Genomic DNA, 21,075 nt, shown 5'->3' on the forward strand with positions numbered 1-21,075 from the left:
TCTGTAAAAGACACGATTCTTATAGAACCTCCACATGTACAGCTTAGAGGACGACTATAGAGTTATACAGGTTAATAGACATATCTATCTTGGTGGCTAACTATAAGCGCAAGCGCGCGAACTTGTGAGCGTCGCCGTACGCGAAGGCTACAAATGACGCAGCTTGTTAGTGCCATTACCCGTAAACCTCACTTTTTGGACATACATTTTATTTTTGCAATCGCCGTTCCGTAATTGTAATCACCGTACTGGGTGTAATGTTTCTCCTGTTTAAAAGCAAAATCATCTCCCATCCAATTTTTTACAAACTCAAAACTCTTCGTTCCACAAACTTTTTGAGCTTCAGAACTCGCTTTTTCCTTGAGGGCTTCGATGCTATCAAATGGCCCACCTTGAACTGTTACTTCATATTCATTTTCAGAGGTCTTCTTTACTGTTGTACAACCAACCAATACGGGAACAACAAACACTATGAAAGCTATATTTTTCATTTGATCTATATCCGAAAGGTATCCAACTGACTTCTCGCGCATGCGCGCGAACTTGTGAGCGTCGCAAGCGCCATAGGCCCTGAATGAAGCGAATTGTTATGTGCCAATTTTTTGGATAAAAAATCAGTCACATTTAAGCGCTCATCCTCATAGTAATCCTCACGTTTCTCCATATGAATTGTTGGCCCACATGAGCCTACATGAAGCCCATTTTCATCAGGAATAGCGAATACAGCGTATTTGACTTTCTCTACAAATGGAAAGCCACATGCTGCTGAATCCATTCTTGTTGTGACCTTTACTCTTTCGGCGGTTATACCTTTGAAACTATGTTCGACAACCAAGGTGATAGCCTTCATTGTTGAATAACTAAACCAACCTTCTTCTTTGAGTTTGATGGTCTCAATAGTTTCAACTGTTCCCACGAAAACAACAGGATACTCATCGAAGGCTTCCTGAATGTCGTAACCCATACAGCTACAAGCTATAGATTGGAAACTAATAAGAGAAAATAGTACAACTAGAATTTTCAACGGAACTCTCCCTGGTTAACGCTGAGCGCAGACGTAGTTCGTAAATTATGACTTTGTGGATTACTTTTGCGTAGCAAAACCACAAAGGCGCGGCTTACAAAGTGTCCAGCACACGAAGTGCATGAGCCTGGCGCGATTTATTATGAATTTAGAGTTGCCACACAATTTCATTTCGTAGCTTCTCAACAACCTTTACCTTTGGGCCTGCTACAGCAGCATAGACAAAAGTGCTTTCATTTACAGATGAGCATTTAATTACAGCTCGATTATTACTGTAATTTCCGTATACATAGCTACCATTTTTAATAATTTGATTGAAACCAAGAGATTCGAGTATTTCTTTACCTTTTTCTGCACATGCTTCAGTAGAAATTTTTAGGATCTTATGGTCAGACCAAATATGAGGTGTAAATTCCTTCTGAATTGTGCGAACTTCAATTTCTTTCTCTTGAGGAATTTCTTTGACTGTGTTGGAGGTGCAGCCACCGAGTAAAATTAAAAAAGCTATAGCAACTAGTTTCACTATTTTATTTCCCCTCTTCATAACGAGCCTGTAGAAAAACCTGTTTAGAACACTGCATTTCTACTCGGCTATCCTGTTTATTGTTTGTTACCAACTCTGCATACTTTTGGCGGGAATTTCAAGACAAGATTGATTTACTGCAACTTCACCTAAACATTCGGTATATCGAGCCTTATCCAGCCCTATTTTTGTGAATGCCAGTCTAACTTACCGTATCTGCTCACTTTTTCCAGATTATGTACCATACAATACAACTGCCATTGGCCTTGCACCTTGGTTTTGCCGCGTAAGCTAAACCGATTGAGCCCTTTATTGGTGCCGATATTGCCAAACACCGGTTCTACGACTGACATCCGATGGCTGTATATCTGTTTCCCCACATCGCTGTCGACACGTTGCTTCATCCAATCGGTGTAATTAGGCGGTGCATTGGCTTTGAGTAAAAACGACACCTGTCGGCCGCTGCCTTTTCTATGATTGGCTGATTCTGGGTTTACCATGCATTGCTCTTTTAAATCACAACTGCGGCACTGCAATAACTTGCCTGTAAACAACGCTCGTTTTTGGCCATCAGGTTCCAGCCTGATCCCCCGGCTCGACAGCAACAACCCCGAGGGGCAAATACAGCTCATTGCTATGGGGTCAAAGTCAAAAGCGCTGGCTGAGATCACAACCTTTTGTCCAACCGCCTTATCCTGATGCCGCTTACCATACTTTTGCTTTTGGTCACTGAATTTCGGATCCCGTTTTCTAAACTGGTTATCAGGGATGTAGCCATTGATTTGCTGTTGATACAAGTAGCTATTGTTCGCTTCATTGGCAAAGCCGGTATCGGCCGTCACTATGGTTTTACCAGCGAAGATGTTCTCGCTGATGCCCATACTTTTATAACGCTGCTTTATCTTTTCCAGCACCGGCACCAACGTATGATGTTCTTGCCCTTCACCAAAGGCTTGTGCATCGACAATTATCTGGTGCTTTTTATCCACCGCCGCCACGCCGTTATAGCCCTGGATCGTGCCTTTGCTGGTGGTCATTTTGGCGGACTCATTGTCGGTGATGTTACTTTTTACTTCCCTGGCTCTTTTGCCTTGGCCCATCCGTGGACTGGCGGTCTTTAAAAAGTCAGTGATTTTGTCATGCGCTTTGTTCAAGGTGTCGATACTTTGCTGATGTCGCGTTTTACGCACTTCATCTGCATTGGCTTGTTCATCGAGCTTCTTATGTTGCTCTAGGTGATAACGAATTTGCCGTTTGAGTTTATCTCGTTTGGCCGTGAGTTCTTTTAAGGTGCCGGACCATTCTTTAGCTGCGTTGGACGGCATTTTACAGCCGTCGATAGCAAACAGTTCATTTCCCAATAAGCCCTGCTGATGGCATACCAGCAACACTTGCTCAAATAACTGCGCAATTTGCACTGACGAGCCACTGACAAAAGCTGCTATCGTCGTGAAGTGTGGCACCGTATCGCACGACAACGCTTTAAAAATAATATTGGTTTCGCAGCACCACTGTATCTCGCGACTGGACGTGATGCCTTTGGAGTAAGCAAACAAAATGATTTTAAGCAGCACCGCAGGGTCATACGCCGGGCGACCGTTGTCTTCATTCTGGTACTTGTTGTGGAATATCGACAGGTCGAGTTTGTTATCAATCAAATAATGGATGGCATGTTCAAAAGTGCCAGGCTGCAATTGGTCGAGATAATTAATCACGACCATCGCACTTTGGTTGTAATCGTATGGAATGAATTTAGGCATGAGAAGTTGTCCATTTTTTATTCAGACAACGCTATTTGATCACAAACCTGATCGGGTGAAAAGAGGTTTTTCTACAGCCTCAACGCCTTGCTAAGGGGCAACCGAAACGCAGTGTAGGTTGTCCCGCGGAGGCCCAACGGGCCGGAGTGAACTTGAGCAACTTGTTATGTTTGATTGCTCATTTCCTCGATCAATCTGTATGACTTCGACTCAGGATCTCGCAGGATAGAGATTGTATCTGTCATGATGTACTGCTCCCACGATTTCGCATTGGTATGAAAATCAGAGTAGTAAATAGCATCTTCGACTCTTCGGAAGTGTCTAAACCAGACACCAAGTTCAGGCTCCGTTCTTCTGATGTAGTTGTAATCACTGGCCACGGTAACAACAGCGAACGGAAAATGATGGACGATGATTAAGACCTTATCACCCACTTCCATATTCTTTGCGAAATCAACGTAATCTTTCTGAGTAGACAGAATTTCTTGATGAGCATCAGAGAGCAGATCACCCACATCGGTTGCAAAATCGAGCCCAATGAAACCAGCAGCAATGCTCTGATTTGCGTATAGACCAGCATTTGCAGAATCATCAGGGTGCAGTTGCATGCGCCAATAGTTCATCGTAGTTTCCTTTTAAACATAACACCGCGGTAATAGGCAGCTGGAACAGAGCGAAGCGGCGTGTAAGGTGTCCCAGTGAGCGAACGAAATTAACAGCCTTGTTAGGTTTTTGGCAGTTCATTTATTGCTACTTCCAGCTCTTTATCGTATAGCTCTGTATCATCTACGTAACCACGTTTAAGGCGATTTTCTGCCTCTGGAACTACAATGGCTAGCGCAAGTTTTTGGCGGATAAATGTTGCAAGAACATGATTTGTAACTTGAGACACTGGCTTTGACCAATTATCTCTGCAGCGCTGTATTAACCCAGAGTTTAATTCTGGTTCTACCCACAGCCCTTCTACATCAGCAACACTTTTCGCATTCATCGATAAAACCTAACGCAAAGCTTTGGGGCGGCTGGAGCGCAGCGTAAGCCGTCCCAGCCACGACAGTGGCGACAACAGCGCCTTGTTATAGGCCAACTGCATGCTCTATCCTTTGATACAAAATTAAATCTTTAAAACAATGCCTTACCGGCGCAGCAAACTTTATTTTCTTAATTCGTAAGTCCGCGCGATTAATGTATCGATGCGTTGAGTAATCAACAGGTTTAATGTCCGACGCACTACCGGATATTTCCACTATAAAACGCATTTTGACCCAATCAGTATGTTCGGATTTTTTCTCTATGGAAAACCTATCATCGTCACCGTTTTGCAAAATCTGTACTGATTCGTCACATTTAACCTGACCGAAAGCTGGTAGCGTAACCGCGAATAAAAATATTGAAAGATTGACGAATCTCATCGATAGCCTATAACAATTTAATAGAAGGGTTTCTGCCCGCAAGTCGAACATTTTTCTGTCTTCTTTCATGATTTTTACTCATACCAAATTAACGCTGATGTAGCTCTATTTCAACAGATTTTTCTGAAATCACTAAAATCTTGGCCGACAAAATCTACACAAGTAGTACGCTAGTTGGTGGATTTTTTACTCAAGCTGAACCACTGTTTATTTAAACAGTCATTCTGGAGCAAAAAATGGCCTCGCCTTTTTTGGATTACGTAAGGGAATTTATGGTGTCACGGCGTTATGCCAAGCGCACAGTCGAGACTTATTTGTATTGGATCAGGTTTTATATTTTGTTCCATAACAAACGCCACCCTAATCAGCTATCTGATACCGATGTGGAGCAATTTTTATCTTATCTTTCTAATCAGCGAACTGTGGCCATCAAAACTCAGGCTACTGCTTTAAATGCGCTGAGCTTTTTGTATAGGCATATTATCTTACGACCACTATCGCTGAACCTTAATTTTAATAAAGCCCGTGTTGCGCAAAAATTGCCTGTAGTGCTAACCCGCATTGAGGTTCAGCAGTTGTTAGCTTTGATTGAGCCCAAATATAAGTTATTGGCGCAACTAATGTACGGCAGTGGCTTGCGCTTAATGGAAGCGGTTCGGCTGCGGGTGCAGGATATTGATTTTGACTATTTATCAGTTCTCGTCTGGCAAGGGAAAGGCAATAAAAACCGCCGAGTTACGCTGGCACCTGAGCTTATTCCGGCCCTGAAACTGCAAATAGAACATGTAAAACAGTATTTTCAGACTGATCTGCACAACTCCTCTTATGCAGGAGTCTGGTTACCTTTTGCCTTGGCCCGAAAATATCCGGCTGCGCCGAAAGAAATTGGCTGGCACTATTTATTTCCGTCGGGCCTGCTTAGCCTCGATCCGGAATCAAAGTTAATACGTCGACATCACCTGGATGAAACTACCGTCAGACGCGCTATAAAAGTAGCGGCGCGATTAGCGAAAATATCAAAGAATGTAACGTGTCATACTTTGCGCCATTCCTTTGCTACACATTTACTGGAAGCAGGTATTGATATCCGAACAGTGCAAGAACAACTAGGCCACAGCGATGTAAAAACCACTCAAATCTATACTCACGTTTTAAACCGCGGAGGTAATGCGGTGAAAAGTCCGTTGTCTTTATTGTTGAATGGGTAAAAGTTTAGAGCGCTTCTGACTGAACGATAGACGGGAGGGTTGCAGGGGTCGTGGCTTGTCCCGCCCCGTCAACAGGCACCGCGGTATCCATAGACGGGCGGGTGCAAGACCCGCCCCTACCTATTACCTTACTATGTCCATTTCCGCTAATAAATTATCCGCATTATCAACATATTGCATCATCCACAATACATAGCGGATATCGACATGAATGGCGCGGGTGATCTCCGGGTTGAAGTACCAGTCTTTGGTGATCGACTCATAGGTCGAGTCGAAATTTAAGCCAACCAACTCGCCTTTACCGTTCATCACTGCTGAACCTGAGTTGCCGCCTGTGGTGTCGGCGCTGGATAAAAAGTTAACCGGCACTGAGTTAAAGGCTTTTACTTCAGTTTTCGGGCAGCTGAAAATACCGCAGAACCACGGCTCTTTGCTTTGGGCTGCTAAGTCGGCGTAAAAATAGCCTTCCGTTTTACCAGCCTGATAGGCATCCACCAGGTTTTGTGGGGCGTTAAAAGGGTAATCTGCCTGACGTTTGGCAATTAAGCCTTTCACTGAGGTAAATGGTGTTTTATACACACCGTCTTTGGCCGGATAACCGTCTACTGAGCCATAAGTGATACGCAAGGTGCTATTCGCGTCAGGGTACACTGGTTTTCCCTGCGCTTTGTTGTAGGCAATAATGGCCTGCATATAAGCCGGACGCACTGTGGAGAGCTGGCCTTTTAACTCTTTATCTTGTGTCTCTAAGGCCATATTTTTGTCAAAAATAGCCACTGCAATGCGAATAAAAGGGTCTGAACTTTCGGCAAAATCCGCAGGTGTTTTACCCAGCCAGGCTTTGCGGCCTTCAGTGCTTGTCAGGCTACTTTGTGGATAAAGTGCTGTTAATTTTTCAGCAATTTGAGCTTGGGTTATGCCTGCTGCTAAACCTAAAGCTGCATCCAATTCTGCTACACGTACAGAGTCTGGCTGCGCCATATAATCTGCCAACTGTTCTGACCAAAGGGCTAAGTCCATAGTAGGGTGAAAACTTTTTTCCATCCGGGCTAAACGGCCTTCAATCATTTTTAAATCACGTAACTGAAAACCCATTTCGCGCATCGCGTCAGGTTTTTGGTTTTCCTGCGCTAAGCGATACAACAACATAGCGGCTTGCAATAAATCGCTGCGTTTGGCTGCTTCAAAGTAATAAGTTTGCTGAGTAAAAGCCTGCTCGGTTTTAATCAGTTGTTTTAATGCATCCATACTTTGCTGGTAGGGTTTACGGCTTTCATCGGCTTTAATCCAGTCCAGCAAAGCCTGCTCACGTTGCACTTTGATAGCGTGAATATCTGTTACCTGAAAACCATCCAATAAGCCCTGCAGTTTCTTCATGCGGTTATTGTGACTTTTTACGGTAGAGGAGTATTTCACCTTTAAATCGCCGTCAGCTGCACCTAAACGGTCGATGGTGTTGATCATTTGCTGATAGGTTTTCACCTGAGCCGGATATTGCCAGTCGGCCGCAAAAGAGATTTCATCGGCTAAACGGTAACGGCTGGTTTGGCCTGGGTATCCTGCTAATAAAATACCATCGCCCTGACGGACACCATTGGCATTCACTTTTAAAAAGTTTTTGCTTTGATAGGGCACGTTATCCACTGAATAAGGCGCTGGCTTGCCGTCTTTACCTACATAACCACGGATAAAAGTGTAATCGCCGGTATGACGTGGGTACTCAAAGTTGTCGATATCACCACCGTAGTTTCCTACCGCTTCTGACGGTGCATACACCAAACGTACATCCTGCAGCATCAGCTGTTTGATCTGGAAATACTCCATACCGTGGTGAAAGCTCACCACAGAGCAGCGGTAATTCGGGTCAATTTCGCAGTCTTTAATTAATGCTTTACGGTTCGCCTCTATCGCCTCATAACGCTCTTTTCCTGATAAATCAGCCGCCAGTGAACCGGTAATTTGTGCTGTTACATCAGTCACGGCTTCAGTGATATACAAGCGTTCCTGCGGCCCTGCCGGTAATTCTTCAGCCATAGTTTTGGCTAAAAAACCTTTATCAATCAGATTATTGTCTTTGCTTGAGTTGTTCTGAATAGCATTGTAAGCACAGTGATGGTTGGTGACCACCAGGCCTTGAGGCGATACAAAAGAGGCAGAACAATAGCCCATACTCACAATGGCGTTCATTGGGTACTGGCTTAAATCGGCCAACTGTTTGCCCGGTATATCAATGCCTTTAGCTGTCAGTTCTTTTTGTAATTCAGCCAGTTGATGAGGTTGCCACTGGCCTTCGTCGGCCAGAGTGGCAAAGCTGAGGCTAAGCGCCACAGTGCTAAGCAGGTATACAGATTTCATACAATTCCTTGGTATTTTTTAGTTGTAGTTTTAGCGCGTAAAAATAAAAGCCAAATTATCCATGTAAAGCGCTTTGGTGCAACCTTGTTTAGTTCAGCGTGGGAAATTTAAGCCCAGTTGCAGACCAGATTCTTTTCTCTGGTGGATTGAGCAAAAAGCTGCCTCGTGCTAACAATAGCAACATAAAGATAACTATATAGAATTCAGGAATTTAACTATGCAACAATGGAATGAGCGTTTTCCCCGTTTGGCGCAACTGCATTTTGCGCAGTGGTGCTATTTACTGGCCACTGTATTTTTTCTGTTGTACTTGCTACTGAGGGCAGATAACTCTGCTTTAGCGCAAATTGCCTCTGTATTACTGCTTTTGGCCACAGCCAAAGAGATGTGGCAACGTTTTGCGATTTGGTGGCATAGCTTGCTGGGTAAAGCCTGTATTCTTATTTTTTACGCCATAGTACTGAATTTTTCTTTTGCTTATGCCGAATCTATTGTCAATGGTGTGATAGGAGTACGGCCTAATGTAGTGCCCTACAGCGTGAACTTAGCCGCTTTATTACTGGCACCGGCCTGGACTTTAATTGGCAGCATGCTCACTCTGCAGTTTTATTCCATGCTGCACCTGTTGAAAGTGATGCTGCTGTTGATGCTACGGCCTTTAGGCGTGCCCTCTAAACATCTGCTGGATGATGAAGAATTTCCGGTTTGGACTTTAATGGCCCGCATTATTTATTTGCCTGTGGTCACTATGATTTTAATTTTTACGTTATTCAGCTATTTCAGCGGTCATCCAGAACAGTTTTTAAATTGGGGAGAGACGACTCAACAGCAAAACACTCCAGAATCTTTGCAAAAACAACTGGAAGAAATAAAAAAACGTGAAGCAGAATTGAAGCATCAGCAGCCAAAAGGCCCACACAGCAAAGTCCCTGAGTTTCAGGTATTTATCGGTGATGGTTATGTCATGGGCGATAGCGGCTTTAAGTTACCCACTATGCTGTGGCTGAATAAACTGGTGGCCTCTTTTAACTACCATGTCGAGAGCTTAAGTGCGTCTAGCTGTAAACTGACCCCACCTGAGCATTTGGTGCATATCAACGACTACGAAGTACTGGTGGTCACACCTGATGCCACTCAGCCAGTGGGCTATAGCTACAAAGTTCGGGTCTGTGACTCTCCGGCTTTTCCAACTGGTGTAACAGGCAGAGCTTTGGTACCTGCACCTTTAACTGATCAGTAGCCATATCAGAGGTGTATTTGACTATAAAGTGGTTATTTTCACAGAACCACTTTCGCCTTTAAAATCTATCTTACTGATTTATATAAAAATTAAAGCTGGCCTTAATCTTGTAACCTTTTTGGCAGAAGCTAAAAAAGGAGAGCTATGATGAGTGTTTTAAGGCTGATATTTAATATTTTCTGGTTTGTGATGGGTGGCTTTTTAATGGGGCTGGCCTGGTGGTGTATCGGTTTGCTGTGCTTTTTAAGTATTGTGTTTATTCCTTTTGGCCGCGCCTGTTTTGTGATTGGTGAAATGGCGTTTTGGCCTTTTGGCAACGAGCACGTCAACCGTGAACGCTTAAACCGTATTTCCGATATAGGCACTGGTCCGCTGGGTTTTATCGGTAATGTAATTTGGTTTGTCTTTGCAGGGTTTTGGCTGGCGTTGGGTCATTTGTTCCATGCCGTGGCTTGTTTTATTACCATCATAGGTATTCCGTTTGGCTTAGCTCACTTAAAACTGGCCACTTTAAGTCTGGCGCCTATAGGCCGGACTGTAGTGAACAAAGCCTATTAAGCGACGATTTAAGGAGCAAGAGTTATAGATCAGACTCTTGCTCCTGTTGCTGCTCTTGCTCATTTTGCCCTAACCATGCTTTTTTCTGAGCACGGTAATAATCCCAAACACAAGGACAACAGCTGCCACTGCCACAACAGTCGCTGCTTTCTGGCGCTACAGGCTCTTCGGTTGGAATACGCAGCCGAATTCCGTCAATAGTGATAAACATGAAAAACTCCGGCAAAAAAGGCGGCGGCATTGTAGCATTGTGCTTTAACATTCAGCCACTGATGTGCTTTTAAACCAGAGATTTAATGCAGCAACAAAGCCCTTCCAAACAACAAAGGATCTGGCAAACGGTGTTACAAATTCCAGCCGGAAAAATTGCCAGTTATGGTCAGATCGCCGATTTAGCAGGTTTGCCTGGGCGAGCCCGCTTGGTGGGTAAAACCCTGGGTTTAGCACCGGATGAACTGCAATTGCCCTGGTACAGAGTGATGCGATCCGGTGGTCAGCTGGCTTTTGCTGCAGGTACACCTCAAGCGTTGGAGCAGCAACAATTGCTGCTCTCTGAAGGCGTAATAGTTCGAAATGGCCGGGTGGCCAAAGACTTTTGGTGGCAACCCGATTTGGCAGAATTGTTATTTAAACTGCAATATTGATCTGAAATTCCGCAAAACTGCCAACACGAAAATCATTCAAAACGACTTTCATAAAACGCCGGATTAAAACGTGTAGCCATCACCATCAGCAGCACAGCGATAGCAGCTAACAATAACCAACTGATACTAAAACTTTGGCTGAAATCTCGGATAAAACCAGCAATCAAAGGCGAAAAAGCCGCCAGCGTATAACCTATGCCCTGGACAAAAGCAGTCAGACTGGCCGCAGCAGAAGACTGATGTTGATGATCCATAGACACAATTAAGGACAATGGGAATAAACCGCCAATACCTAAACCTAATACGGAAGCCCAGATTAAACCCAGCTGCGGTGCCACCACTAAACCAGCAAAACCTGTCGCCATCAACACTAATAAAACCAGCATCACAGGACGACGATCCAGCTTACGACTGGCTAACCAGGGACTGACAAAACCTGATACCACTTCCATACAAAGCAACAAGCCCAGCAGCAAACCACTTTTTTGTTCACTCCAGCCCTGCTCTACATAATAAGCTGGCAACCAGGCCAACACACAGGTAAAAGCACAAGTCACCAGGCCAAAAAACAGGGCCAAAGTCCAGGAGCGGCCATATTTACTAAAGCTCAGAGGTTTTTGTTGTGACTGAGCTACAGGCAGGTTTTGAATGGCGTTTTTTTGTGAAAACCACAACACCAAAGCCAGCACAGATAAAACGACCCAACCGGATAAAGCCACACGCCAGCTTTGTGCCCAGTCGGCCCAAAAAGCTGCAAGGGATGCAGTTAAAGCAGCTCCGGCAATAATGGCGGATATATACCAGCCCATGACTAAAGGTGCTTTAGTACCAAATTTTTGTTTAATCACACCAGGCACTACGGCTTGCACCATGGCAATACCTAAACCTGCCACTATGGCACTTAAGGTTAAATCCAAAGCGCCCACAGCCCAATAACGCTGCGCTGTCGCTGCAGCTATAGCGATGGACGCCCAGAACACAACCTGATAAGAGCCAAACCATAACGCCAGTTGATGCGCAAAAAAGATGCCCAGGCCCATAGCTAATACAGGCAGCATCGTCAGTAATGAAGCCTGAGTAAAAGACAGATGTAATTCAGGTTGCATAAAGGGCAATAAAGGCCCGATAGAGGCCATTGAAGGCCGTAAAGTCAGGGCAATCAGCACTAAACTCAGGATCAGGATCCAGGTTTTTGTCGTAAAGCTATTGGTTTCAGTCATATCAGTACCATAAGTCAAATCAGCTGCCAGAGGGCAAAGCAGATCAGATAAACAGGAGGCGGAAAAGCCGCGCACATTAACATAATTATTACCTCCTTAGCCATCAGAGACAGCTGAATACAAAAACTCTGACTTTGTCCTTGCGATCCAAAACAGATCTTTTATACTGTTTTTATATACAGTATTTCGAGATAAAAATCATGAATGCTCTGCTGCAACAGCTACAGAACAGACAACTGATCTGGCAGGCCAGTCAAACCGAAGCCCCTTATGAACATTGCCAAAGCACAGGCTTTACTGCTTTGGATAAATTTCTGGGTGGCGGTTGGCCAGCGCATAATGTCGTTGAATTACAAAGCCATGGCGCTTGTGCTGAACTGCAATTGATCCAAAAAGCACTGGCAGGATCCGGATCTGAGTTGCTGCAAATCTGGATCAATCCACCCGCCAGCCTTTGTGCTGAGTATTTGTTGCAGCAAAAACGACCTTTGCATCAGGTACTGCAACTGAATGCCCCCCGCTCTGCGGATGCCCTTTGGGCCGCTGAACTGTGCTTAAAAAGTGGCAGCTGTAAGGATGTGTTGTTATGGCAAAACAGCCTGAATTTAACTCAGCTCAAACGTTTGCAGCTAGCCGCAGAGCAAGGCCAAAGCCAGTTGTATTTTTTCCGCCCGGCACAGGCGGAACAACAACTGCTGCCCTGGGCTTTAAGTTTGCAGCTCATTCCCACTCCAGCTGGCTTACAGATCCGTATTCTGAAGCGTAAAGGCGGCTGGCAACAACAAGAATTAGTGCTGCCATGGGCAGAATTGTATCCGCAGTTTATAAAGCCTGAACTCCAGCACGAACAGCATGGCCGTCCACCTTTATCACGAGTCAGCTGAGGCTATTTGTTATGTCTGAGCGGATGGAGTTTTGGTTGTATTTATATTTCCCGCAGTTGCAGCTGGATAAGTTGTTATTGCTGCAAAACACAACTACAGCCTTGTCAGGTCAGAATAAAAGTAATAACTACCTCAATTTAACTGCACCTCTGGCGATAGTAGGCGCTGACCATCAGTTGCTGCAATTAAACTCAGCTGCGCGCCAGGCTGGCTTAACTTTGGGCATGGGATTAGCTTCGGCCGCGTCTTTATGTCATCAACTGCAACTGGTGCCGCATCAGGCTGAGCAAGAACAGCAACAACTGCAGCAGTTAGCTCAGCTGTTGTATCAATACTGTGGTGATATAGCGCTGCAAGCTGATTCGGGTTTAGTGCTAAAACTCAGCCCTATGCTGGCTTTGTATGGTGGCGCTATGCAGTTCTGGCAACAGATACAACAAGTGTTGCAGCAAGCCGGTTATCAGTACCATTTTGCGACAGCACAACAGCCTTTAGTGGCGCGTTTATTAGCACAACAAGGCTGGGATCAGTTTTTACTACAAAAGGATAAAATTCAGCAGCAACTCAAAGCGCTGCCACTGCAACAGGCGCAATTACCAGAAAAATTACTGGAACAATTACAGCGGCTAGGGCTTGCACAGCTTGATGATCTATTAAAGATCCCACAGGCTGAGCTGGTGCGGCGTTTTGGTATTGAAATGCTGCAGTATTTGCAGCAACTGACAGGAGCCAAACCCGCTTTGCTGCAGTTTATTCAGCCAGTTGAACAGTTCGAGCAACAACTGGAACTGCTGTACGAAATGGAGCGCAGCGACCAGTTACTGGGGCCGCTGAAGCATTTATTTGGCTTATTGCAGTTGTATTTACAACAACGGGAACAACTGGCCTATCAGTTGGAACTTAGTTTATTACAGCGCCAGGATCAGCAACAACAGCTGCAATTGCATTCAGCTCAGGGTGAATACCAAAGCAAAGACTGGCTAAAAATCAGCGAATTGCAGCTGGAGCGCTTAAAGCTGAACAAAGCCGTGATACAGCTGAAACTCAGCCTTCGCCGCGCCGGGCCGCGTTACGCTCAGTACAAAACCCTGTTTGCTGGCCATTTGGGGGCGGGTAAAGCACAGCTGTACTCAGCCTTACAGCTTTTGTCATTATTACAGGCTCGTTTGGGTAAAGAGCAGGTAAAAAGCCCTTGTTTACACAACGATTTATTGCCCGAGCAGGCTAGTAGCTATGCTTCTGCTTTAGAGCCACAAGCTTCTATTGCCGGCTCTTTAGCTGCGGTGCGCCCGGCATTTTTAGTGGAGCCGCCTTTGGCGCTTGATGCAGAGCAGCAACAGCAATTGCAGCTACACTATGGCCCTGAACGCTTAAGCAGCGGCTGGTGGCAACAGCAAAGCCAACACCGCGATTATTATGTGGCTCAGAATTCACAAGGCCAGTGGTTGTGGTTATACCGTGACTTGCAGCAGCCGGAGCAATTGTACGTGCAGGGGTATTTCAGCTGATGAAAAGCCCTGTCGCCATTAAAACTACTGGCTATGCCGAATTAGTCTGCCAGAGCCATTTTTCATTTCTACAAGGCGCTTCCAGTCCGGCAGAATTAGTGCAGCAGGCCGCAGTTTTAGGCTACAAAGCTTTGGCTATCACTGATGAATGCTCGCTGGCAGGCGTAGTACGCGCTCACCATCAGATCAAAGAAAAGCAGTTGCCGCTGAAACTGATCATTGGCTCTTTGCTGGTACTGAACCCACAGTTACGGCTGGTATTACTCTGCCCGAACAAAACCGCCTACAGCGAGTTATGCCGTATTATCACTCAGGCCAGACGCCGCGCTGAAAAAGGCTCTTACCAGTTAGCCGAATGGGATATTCAGCGTATTCAGCATTGTCAGATCCTCTGGCTGCCCAGTGGCGATGCTCAGACCGATCAGTACTGGGGCAACTGGTTACAGCAACATCATGCAGCACGTTTATGGTTAGGCGCCAGCCGCAAATTACAAAGCCAGGATCAGTTTTATCTGCCCTACTGCCAGCAACTGGCACAGCAGCTGCAACTGCCCTGCTGCGCTACAGGTGAAGTGTTAATGCATCAGGCCAGTCGCTTGCCTTTGCAACATGCATTAAGCGCTATTAAAGCTGGCAAAGCTGTGCCTGATATGGCGCGGCAGCTGTTAAGTAACGCCGAACAGAGTTTAAGGCCTATCAAAAAACTTCAGCAGTTGTTTCCGGCTGAGCTTCTGGATAACAGCCAAAAACTAGCCGATTTATGCAGCTTTTCATTGGATGAACTGAGTTACCAGTATCCGGCCGAACTGGTACCTGAAGGTTTGACAGCCATGCAGCATTTACGCGCACTGGTTAAAAAGGGTGAACAGCAGCGTTTTCCTGAAGGCGTACCTGATGATATTCAGCAAACCATTAAAAAAGAGCTGGATCTAATAGAGCAGCTGAATTACCCCTACTATTTTTTAACTATTCACGATTTGGTGCTGTTTGCGCAGAAACAACAGATTTTGTATCAGGGCCGGGGCTCAGCCGCCAACTCTGTGGTTTGTTATTGTCTGGCGATTACAGCTGTGGATCCGCGCCAAATTCAGGTATTAATCGAACGCTTTATTTCAATAGAGCGCTCAGAACCCCCTGATATAGATGTCGATTTTGAACATGAACGCCGCGAAGAGATCATTCAATATATTTACCAGAAATATGGCCGTGAACGCGCTGCTTTAGCCGCTACAGTGATTTGTTACCGCTTTAAAAGCGCCTTTCGGGATATCAGTAAAGCTTTGGGCTTTGAGCTGCATCAGGTGGAGTTTTTTTTAAAAAACCTGCACAGGCGCGATAAAAGCCAGCACTGGAGCAGCCAACTGACACAGTTGGGGCTGGATCCACAAGCCAAAAAAGCTCAGCTTTTGGTGCAACTGGTGCAGCAACTGCTCGGCATGCCACGGCATTTATCCCAGCATGTAGGGGGTTTTGTTATATCCCAGGGGCCTTTGTACGAGCTGGTTCCGGTGGAAAATGCAGCCATGGCCGATCGCACTGTGATCCAATGGGATAAAGATGATCTGGAATCATTAAAGCTTTTAAAAGTAGATGTACTGGCTTTGGGTATGTTAAGCGCCATTCGTAAGGCGTTTGATTTGGTCAGGCGTTACCAGAACACCGATTTAAGCATAGCGGCCATTACCAGAGCAGGTGATGACCCCAAGGTGTATGAAGCTATTCAGAGGGCCGATACGGTAGGTTTATTTCAGATTGAATCTCGGGCTCAGATGTCGATGCTGCCACGGTTGCGCCCGGCTTGTTATTACGACTTAGTGATCCAGATTGCCATAGTACGGCCTGGCCCTATTCAGGGCGATATGGTGCATCCTTATTTAAAACGCCGCCATGGCGAAGAAGCTGTGTCTTACCCTTCACTTGCTGTGCAAAACGTGCTGGAACGCACTTTAGGTGTGCCTATTTTTCAGGAGCAAGTGATTAAACTGGCCATGGTAGCTGCAGGTTTTAGTGGCGGTGAAGCCGATCAGCTACGCCGTGCTATGGCCAGTTGGAAAAAAACCGGCGAGTTAATTCAGTTTAAACAAAAGCTGATCGACGGCATGTTAAGCAGAGGCTATCAACAAGACTTTGCCGAACGTATTTATCAGCAAATTTGTGGTTTTGGTGAATATGGTTTTCCTGAATCACATTCGGCCAGTTTTGCTGTGTTGGCTTATGTGTCCGCTTACTTAAAACATTATTACCCTGTGGCTTTTTATGTGGCTTTGCTCAATAGCCAGCCTATGGGGTTTTATGCACCCAGCCAGTTGATCCAGGATGCACGAATGCATGATGTCGAAGTGTTGCCGGTGTGCGTGAATCAATCCGATTGGGACCATTTAATGGTTCCTGCCTCTTCTGCAGCTAAATCGGCTTTTGCGATTCGTTTAGGCCTTCGGTTGGTGAAAGGTTTAAGCCGGCAAGGTGCACAGCTGCTGCTGGAACACAGACCCAAAGCAGGTTATCAGCAACTGGCTGAAGTAGCACAAAGGGGTTTGTCCGATAGTGATTTAACAGCCCTTGCCAGTGCCAATGCTTTGCAACAACTGTCGGGGCAACGTTATCAGGCGCGCTGGCAATTACTGGATCAGCAACATAAATTGCCTTTACTCGCAGCTGAGCCTTACCAAACCCAGTACCAGTTGCCTATGCCCACTGAGCTCTCTGAAGTAGTCGAAGATTATCAAAGTACAGGCCTGAGTTTACGCACTCATCCTGTTCAGTTATTAAAGCAACAAGGGCTGTTGGGGAAATTTGCACAGGCAGCAGAGCTGGACACACTGAACCATAAGTCGGTGGTGACTGTACTAGGTTTAGTCACAGCGAGGCAAAGCCCTGGTACAGCGTCGGGCGTGACTTTTATTACGCTGGAAGATGGCACAGGTTTTAGCAATGTAGTGGTCTGGTCGGCCACAGCTTCGGCGCAGCGCCAGCCGTATTTAAAATCTAAACTATTGAAGGTCAATGGCATTTTGGAGAAAAAAGACGGGGTGATTCATATTATCGCCGGGCGTTTAACCGACCTGACGCCACTACTTGGCTCGCTTAAAAGTTACTCCAGAGAGTTTCATTAATTAACACTAAAGAATACAGACGATGTGGACACCCAAAAGCAATAAACAAAACAGACCTTACAGAGTGAAAAAAACCGGCATTAAAGATGAAAACATCGACCGGCAGATTCTGGTGTTGCATCAGGCTATTGCGACCAAATTGCTGGCTGAGCCTGCTTTGTTGGAGCAGGTCAAAGCTAAACTGGAAGAACGACGCGATAACGGCCAGCTTGGCTATGGCGCTTATCTGCACTGGGTGTCGGTGCTGGAGTTGTATCAGCAGCCAGAACAGTTTTGTGCAGGTATCATCGAAGACAGCCCTTATTTACGTAAATTACGCCGCCGCACTCCTTTTGTCGGTATTTTAACTGAGCACGAACGACAACTGGCGTTATCGCAGCATAGTCTGGGCACCTTAGCGCAAGTACTAACCGGATTTTAGTCTTGCTAAATCAGTCACTAGCTCAGACAATCAATAAAACAACTTATTATTTTGTCACTGATGCCTGAAACCAGACTTTTACATCCTTTACGCTCGCGGCTGGCTCATCAACTGGACCCTGTATTATATTCAGGCCGCGGTATGTCGCCTCTGAATATAGCCATAGCTCTGGTGATCATCCTTGGTATTTTGTTAGCCGTTATTCAAACTGAACCTAATATCCGCCAAGGCCATGAACACTGGTTTCGTTACACTGAGCTTGCTTTAGGTTCACTGTTTTTACTGGAATATCTGGCCAGACTCTGGACCTGTATTGAAAATGATTCGATAAAAAGCCGCTGGCAACATTTCTTTTCTTTTTTTGCTATGGCTGATTTATTGGCGATAGTAGTGGCCTTTTCACTTTATATGGGCAATGGCGGTGTCATTTTACGTCTGGTATTACTGATCCGTGTAATCCGTCTGGCACGGTTGGGCCGTTTTTCAACAGCTCTGGAATGTATAGCTGTAGCTATCCGTAGCCGCACTTATGAGCTGCTGGTCAGTGGTATTTTTGGTGTCATTGTTTTACTTTTTGCCGCCACTTGTCTCTATCTGGTGGAAGGCGATATTCAACCTGAAGCTTTTGGCTCTATACCCCGCGCAACCTGGTGGGCTGTCGCGACTTTAACTACTGTAGGTTATGGCGATGTGTACCCTATTACCCTGCTTGGCCGTATTCTGGCTGGTATTACTGCGGTGACAGGAATATGTATGATTGCAGTGCCCACAGGTATTCTGGCATCGGCTTTTAGTGATGCCATTAAAGAAGCCAAAGAAAAACACCGCCGTTTGCCAAAAGTGCTGGATCGTGAAATTTGATGAAACCAAAGGACGTTTTTTTGCTAAATTAAACAGGCCTTGTTTTGCGGAAGTGAGTGTAAATGAGCCCCTGGTTGCTGATCATTAGTATTTTTTGTAGCGCGGGTTTTGCAACTGCCGCTGAAAAAACGACTTACACTCTGGGTACGCACAATATCAGCTATAAACCCCATTACGATTTTAATACCCCTGAAACCGACAGCTTTGCTGAAGCTTTATTGCAACTTTTTGCAACTCATCAGCACATTCAATTTAAGGTCGTAAATTTACCCGGCAAAAGATTAAATCTTGAAGACGAAGTGGATTTTATCTATCCGGACAATCCACTGTGGCGACAGGCCAGACAGCACCAGCCTGAGCTGTATTTTAGCCAAAGTGCAGTTCATATACTCGGAACCACTATGGTGCCGGTGTTGCGCCAGCATCTGCCACTGAATAAAGTGAAAAGCATTGCAGTACCACGAGGTTTTACTCCGGACCATTTACTTAAAGTACAGCCTGTTTATGGTTTTAAATTAGTAGAAACTCCGGATGCTGAGTCGGCACTGAAGATGGTACTGATGGGCCGGGTGGATGCAGCAGATGTTGAACTTAATGTGGCTAACTTCTTATTAGGGCAAATGCAGCAAGCCGGCACTTTAGTACCAGGCACTGCATTGCCATTTTCCCCAGTCAGTTTTCACTTATCCAGCGCCAGGCATCCAGATTTGATCCTGGCGTTTGATCGTTTTTTACTAAGCCACAAAAAGCAGATCAAACAGCTGAAGCAGCAGTATCAGTTGCAGGAGAAATTACCTGACTAACATGCTGCTAATACGAGAAAACTCACTACAAGTTATACAATTTCTTGCGGCCAAAACTTAACACTGTACTGAATACCATCAGAAATAAACCCAGTAACTGCAGCACTGTATTGCCAACACGCTCAACCTTATGACCGCCCTTATACATAAAGGTACGGCTGCCGCCCGCTACAGGAAGGATATAATACTCGCCTTTATGTTCAAAACTCAGCTCGGAGATTTGCGCCAACCTTTTATACATCAGCTGTTCCTGCTCTGCCTTCGCGTTTATCGATTGCCGTATTGCCTCGTCCGACCCCATGCTTATAGGAAAATAACGATCCCAGTCTGTAAATACAAAAGCCGATTCGCCCGGCAGCACTACACCTTGAGATTGATACTGGTAGAGTTTTTCCGGAAAGCATAAGGCCTGAAAACCGGCATAAAAACAGGCGGCCCCCAAGGCAAAAATAAAACTTAAACTCAGTACTAACACTGCAGAGTGACGCTGCTGCTTTTGATTTTTCTGTTTCACAAAATGCTCAATATCCGCTATAGCCGTCAGTTGCTGAAGTTCCTCTGCTGAAAAAGCAGCAACAAAATTTGGCAGCGACGTCTCAATGGCATTTAGCAAACGACGAAAAACATCGTTAGAAGGTAAAGATTTATCATTTTCAAGTTTGGACAAATAAGATTGTTCAATGCCAATTTGTTCAGCAAGTTGCGGCTGGCTTAATGCCATAGCTGCACGCTTTTCTCTGATATATTCACCTAAGGTCATGACAGTTCCTTGTTGATTGAAGTCCTGAGTATGCTTATGAATTCCTTCAGAAATAGGAAGCAGAATAGCGGGGAATAATAATGAATCTTCAGAATAGTGTCACATTCAGCCGGCTTTTTTTCAATTGATGCTCATTAACCCGCTCTCACAGGTGCAACCAATCCGCTAACTCCAGAAGATCATCCACTACGACATCAGCCAGCTCTGCATAAATATGGTTATCACCATAACGGTATAAACAACAATAGGCACCTGCGTTGCGGGCTGTTTGAATATCAAACAAATAGTCGCCTACATAAAGTATTTGATCAGGAGTGACGCCCAACTGTTCAGCTATCAGCCACAAGCCTTCAGGCTGAGGTTTAGCCGGAGCGTCGTCGCGGGTCAGCACCAAATCAATAGGAATATTCAGCGCCTGCATACATAACTCGGTGGCCTGACGCATATTACGGGTTAAGATGGCCATAGGCATATTCTGGTGCTTCAGTTGCTGTAGCAACAGGTCCGCATTAGGCATCCAACTGGCGTTACGCGCCCCCTCGAGTTCAAAGTCGATAATAATCCGCTCTGCCTGTTGTTTCTTCAAAGCACAACCTAAGGTGGCTAAATGTTCCAGGATCAGCGTGTGCTCAGGCCAGCCTAAACGGCGACGCAGCTCGGAAAAATCCAGTTTGGAGTCCACCAAAGTGCCATCCAAATCAAAAACCACAGCTTTAATTTTTTTATTCAATGCCTATCTCTTTCACTTTGTATTCCTTGTATCAGGGTACGTACAAAACTA

21 protein-coding genes are annotated in these 21,075 nt (G+C 45.4%); 10 read left to right on the forward strand and 11 right to left on the reverse strand.

The window, feature by feature from the left end; genetic code table 11:
- Positions 1-188: 188 nt before the first annotated feature.
- The 6 genes from RHEIN_RS17085 to RHEIN_RS17110 form a co-directional block, all read right to left on the reverse strand.
- Positions 189-491 (reverse strand): hypothetical protein, encoded by a 303-nt coding sequence (locus RHEIN_RS17085; RefSeq protein ID WP_008900231.1) that lies wholly within the window; start codon positions 489-491, stop codon positions 189-191.
- Positions 492-496: 5 nt separating this feature from the next.
- A complete protein-coding gene (locus RHEIN_RS17090) occupies positions 497-1,024 on the reverse strand; it encodes a hypothetical protein (RefSeq protein ID WP_008900232.1) in 528 nt (175 codons plus the stop codon).
- Between the two features lie 148 nt (positions 1,025-1,172).
- Positions 1,173-1,547, reverse strand: a complete 375-nt coding sequence (locus RHEIN_RS17095; protein WP_139056498.1) for a hypothetical protein — start codon at positions 1,545-1,547, stop codon at positions 1,173-1,175.
- A 182-nt stretch (positions 1,548-1,729) separates the two neighbouring features.
- Positions 1,730-3,307 carry a transposase gene (locus RHEIN_RS17100; RefSeq protein WP_008900234.1) on the reverse strand — a complete coding sequence of 526 codons (1,578 nt, stop codon included), beginning with the start codon at positions 3,305-3,307 and terminating at the stop codon, positions 1,730-1,732.
- A gap of 164 nt (positions 3,308-3,471) precedes the next feature.
- On the reverse strand, positions 3,472-3,930 hold the full coding sequence (locus RHEIN_RS17105; RefSeq protein WP_008900235.1) for a hypothetical protein: 459 nt from the start codon (positions 3,928-3,930) through the stop codon (positions 3,472-3,474).
- A 101-nt stretch (positions 3,931-4,031) separates the two neighbouring features.
- The gene (locus tag RHEIN_RS17110; protein WP_008900236.1) at positions 4,032-4,298 is read right to left on the reverse strand and encodes a hypothetical protein; all 267 of its coding nucleotides are present in this window, start codon (positions 4,296-4,298) and stop codon (positions 4,032-4,034) included.
- A 657-nt stretch (positions 4,299-4,955) separates the two neighbouring features.
- Here RHEIN_RS17110 and RHEIN_RS17120 point away from each other — a divergent pair.
- On the forward strand, positions 4,956-5,927 hold the full coding sequence (locus RHEIN_RS17120; protein ID WP_008900238.1) for an integron integrase: 972 nt from the start codon (positions 4,956-4,958) through the stop codon (positions 5,925-5,927).
- Positions 5,928-6,050: 123 nt separating this feature from the next.
- Here RHEIN_RS17120 and RHEIN_RS17125 read toward each other — a convergent pair whose 3' ends face one another.
- Entirely contained in the window at positions 6,051-8,282 is a 2,232-nt protein-coding gene (locus RHEIN_RS17125; RefSeq protein WP_008900239.1) for a S46 family peptidase, read from the reverse strand.
- 217 nt (positions 8,283-8,499) lie between these two features.
- On the opposite strand from RHEIN_RS17125, the gene RHEIN_RS17130 reads away from it, so the two are divergent.
- Together RHEIN_RS17130 and RHEIN_RS17135 are read left to right on the forward strand one after the other, a co-directional pair.
- Complete coding sequence (locus RHEIN_RS17130) at positions 8,500-9,522, forward strand: hypothetical protein (protein WP_008900240.1); 1,023 nt, start codon at positions 8,500-8,502, stop codon at positions 9,520-9,522.
- 144 nt (positions 9,523-9,666) lie between these two features.
- On the forward strand, positions 9,667-10,080 hold the full coding sequence (locus RHEIN_RS17135; RefSeq protein WP_237704405.1) for a YccF domain-containing protein: 414 nt from the start codon (positions 9,667-9,669) through the stop codon (positions 10,078-10,080).
- A 22-nt stretch (positions 10,081-10,102) separates the two neighbouring features.
- Here the strand turns inward: RHEIN_RS17135 and RHEIN_RS17140 are convergent, their stop codons facing one another.
- Complete coding sequence (locus RHEIN_RS17140) at positions 10,103-10,291, reverse strand: oxidoreductase-like domain-containing protein (RefSeq protein WP_008900242.1); 189 nt, start codon at positions 10,289-10,291, stop codon at positions 10,103-10,105.
- 85 nt (positions 10,292-10,376) lie between these two features.
- Here RHEIN_RS17140 and RHEIN_RS17145 point away from each other — a divergent pair, with 85 nt between their 5' ends.
- A complete protein-coding gene (locus RHEIN_RS17145; protein ID WP_008900243.1) occupies positions 10,377-10,724 on the forward strand; it encodes an MGMT family protein in 348 nt (115 codons plus the stop codon).
- 32 nt (positions 10,725-10,756) lie between these two features.
- Here RHEIN_RS17145 and RHEIN_RS17150 read toward each other — a convergent pair whose 3' ends face one another.
- Entirely contained in the window at positions 10,757-11,944 is a 1,188-nt protein-coding gene (locus tag RHEIN_RS17150; RefSeq protein ID WP_040555387.1) for an MFS transporter, read from the reverse strand.
- Between the two features lie 200 nt (positions 11,945-12,144).
- On the opposite strand from RHEIN_RS17150, the gene imuA reads away from it, so the two are divergent.
- From imuA to RHEIN_RS17180, 6 genes are all read left to right on the forward strand, one after another.
- Positions 12,145-12,828, forward strand: coding sequence for a translesion DNA synthesis-associated protein ImuA (gene imuA, locus RHEIN_RS17155; protein ID WP_008900245.1), 684 nt, complete (start codon positions 12,145-12,147; stop codon positions 12,826-12,828).
- 11 nt (positions 12,829-12,839) lie between these two features.
- Positions 12,840-14,336: a Y-family DNA polymerase gene (locus RHEIN_RS17160; protein WP_008900246.1), complete on the forward strand. Its 1,497-nt coding sequence runs from the start codon at positions 12,840-12,842 to the stop codon at positions 14,334-14,336.
- Entirely contained in the window at positions 14,336-17,449 is a 3,114-nt protein-coding gene (locus RHEIN_RS17165) for an error-prone DNA polymerase (RefSeq protein WP_008900247.1), read from the forward strand. Before RHEIN_RS17160 ends, RHEIN_RS17165 begins: the two co-directional genes overlap by 1 nt.
- A gap of 22 nt (positions 17,450-17,471) precedes the next feature.
- Positions 17,472-17,870: a hypothetical protein gene (locus RHEIN_RS17170; protein ID WP_008900248.1), complete on the forward strand. Its 399-nt coding sequence runs from the start codon at positions 17,472-17,474 to the stop codon at positions 17,868-17,870.
- Positions 17,871-18,011: 141 nt separating this feature from the next.
- The gene (locus tag RHEIN_RS17175; protein WP_158005496.1) at positions 18,012-18,731 is read left to right on the forward strand and encodes an ion transporter; all 720 of its coding nucleotides are present in this window, start codon (positions 18,012-18,014) and stop codon (positions 18,729-18,731) included.
- A 62-nt stretch (positions 18,732-18,793) separates the two neighbouring features.
- Positions 18,794-19,534, forward strand: a complete 741-nt coding sequence (locus tag RHEIN_RS17180; RefSeq protein WP_008900250.1) for a transporter substrate-binding domain-containing protein — start codon at positions 18,794-18,796, stop codon at positions 19,532-19,534.
- A 25-nt stretch (positions 19,535-19,559) separates the two neighbouring features.
- Here RHEIN_RS17180 and RHEIN_RS20535 read toward each other — a convergent pair whose 3' ends face one another.
- Together RHEIN_RS20535 and RHEIN_RS17190 are read right to left on the reverse strand one after the other, a co-directional pair.
- Complete coding sequence (locus RHEIN_RS20535; RefSeq protein WP_008900251.1) at positions 19,560-20,294, reverse strand: helix-turn-helix domain-containing protein; 735 nt, start codon at positions 20,292-20,294, stop codon at positions 19,560-19,562.
- A gap of 145 nt (positions 20,295-20,439) precedes the next feature.
- The gene (locus RHEIN_RS17190) at positions 20,440-21,024 is read right to left on the reverse strand and encodes an HAD family hydrolase (protein WP_008900252.1); all 585 of its coding nucleotides are present in this window, start codon (positions 21,022-21,024) and stop codon (positions 20,440-20,442) included.
- Positions 21,025-21,075: the final 51 nt, after the last annotated feature.

The sequence above is a fragment of the Rheinheimera sp. A13L genome, from assembly GCF_000217935.1.
Lineage (GTDB): Bacteria > Pseudomonadota > Gammaproteobacteria > Enterobacterales > Alteromonadaceae > Pararheinheimera.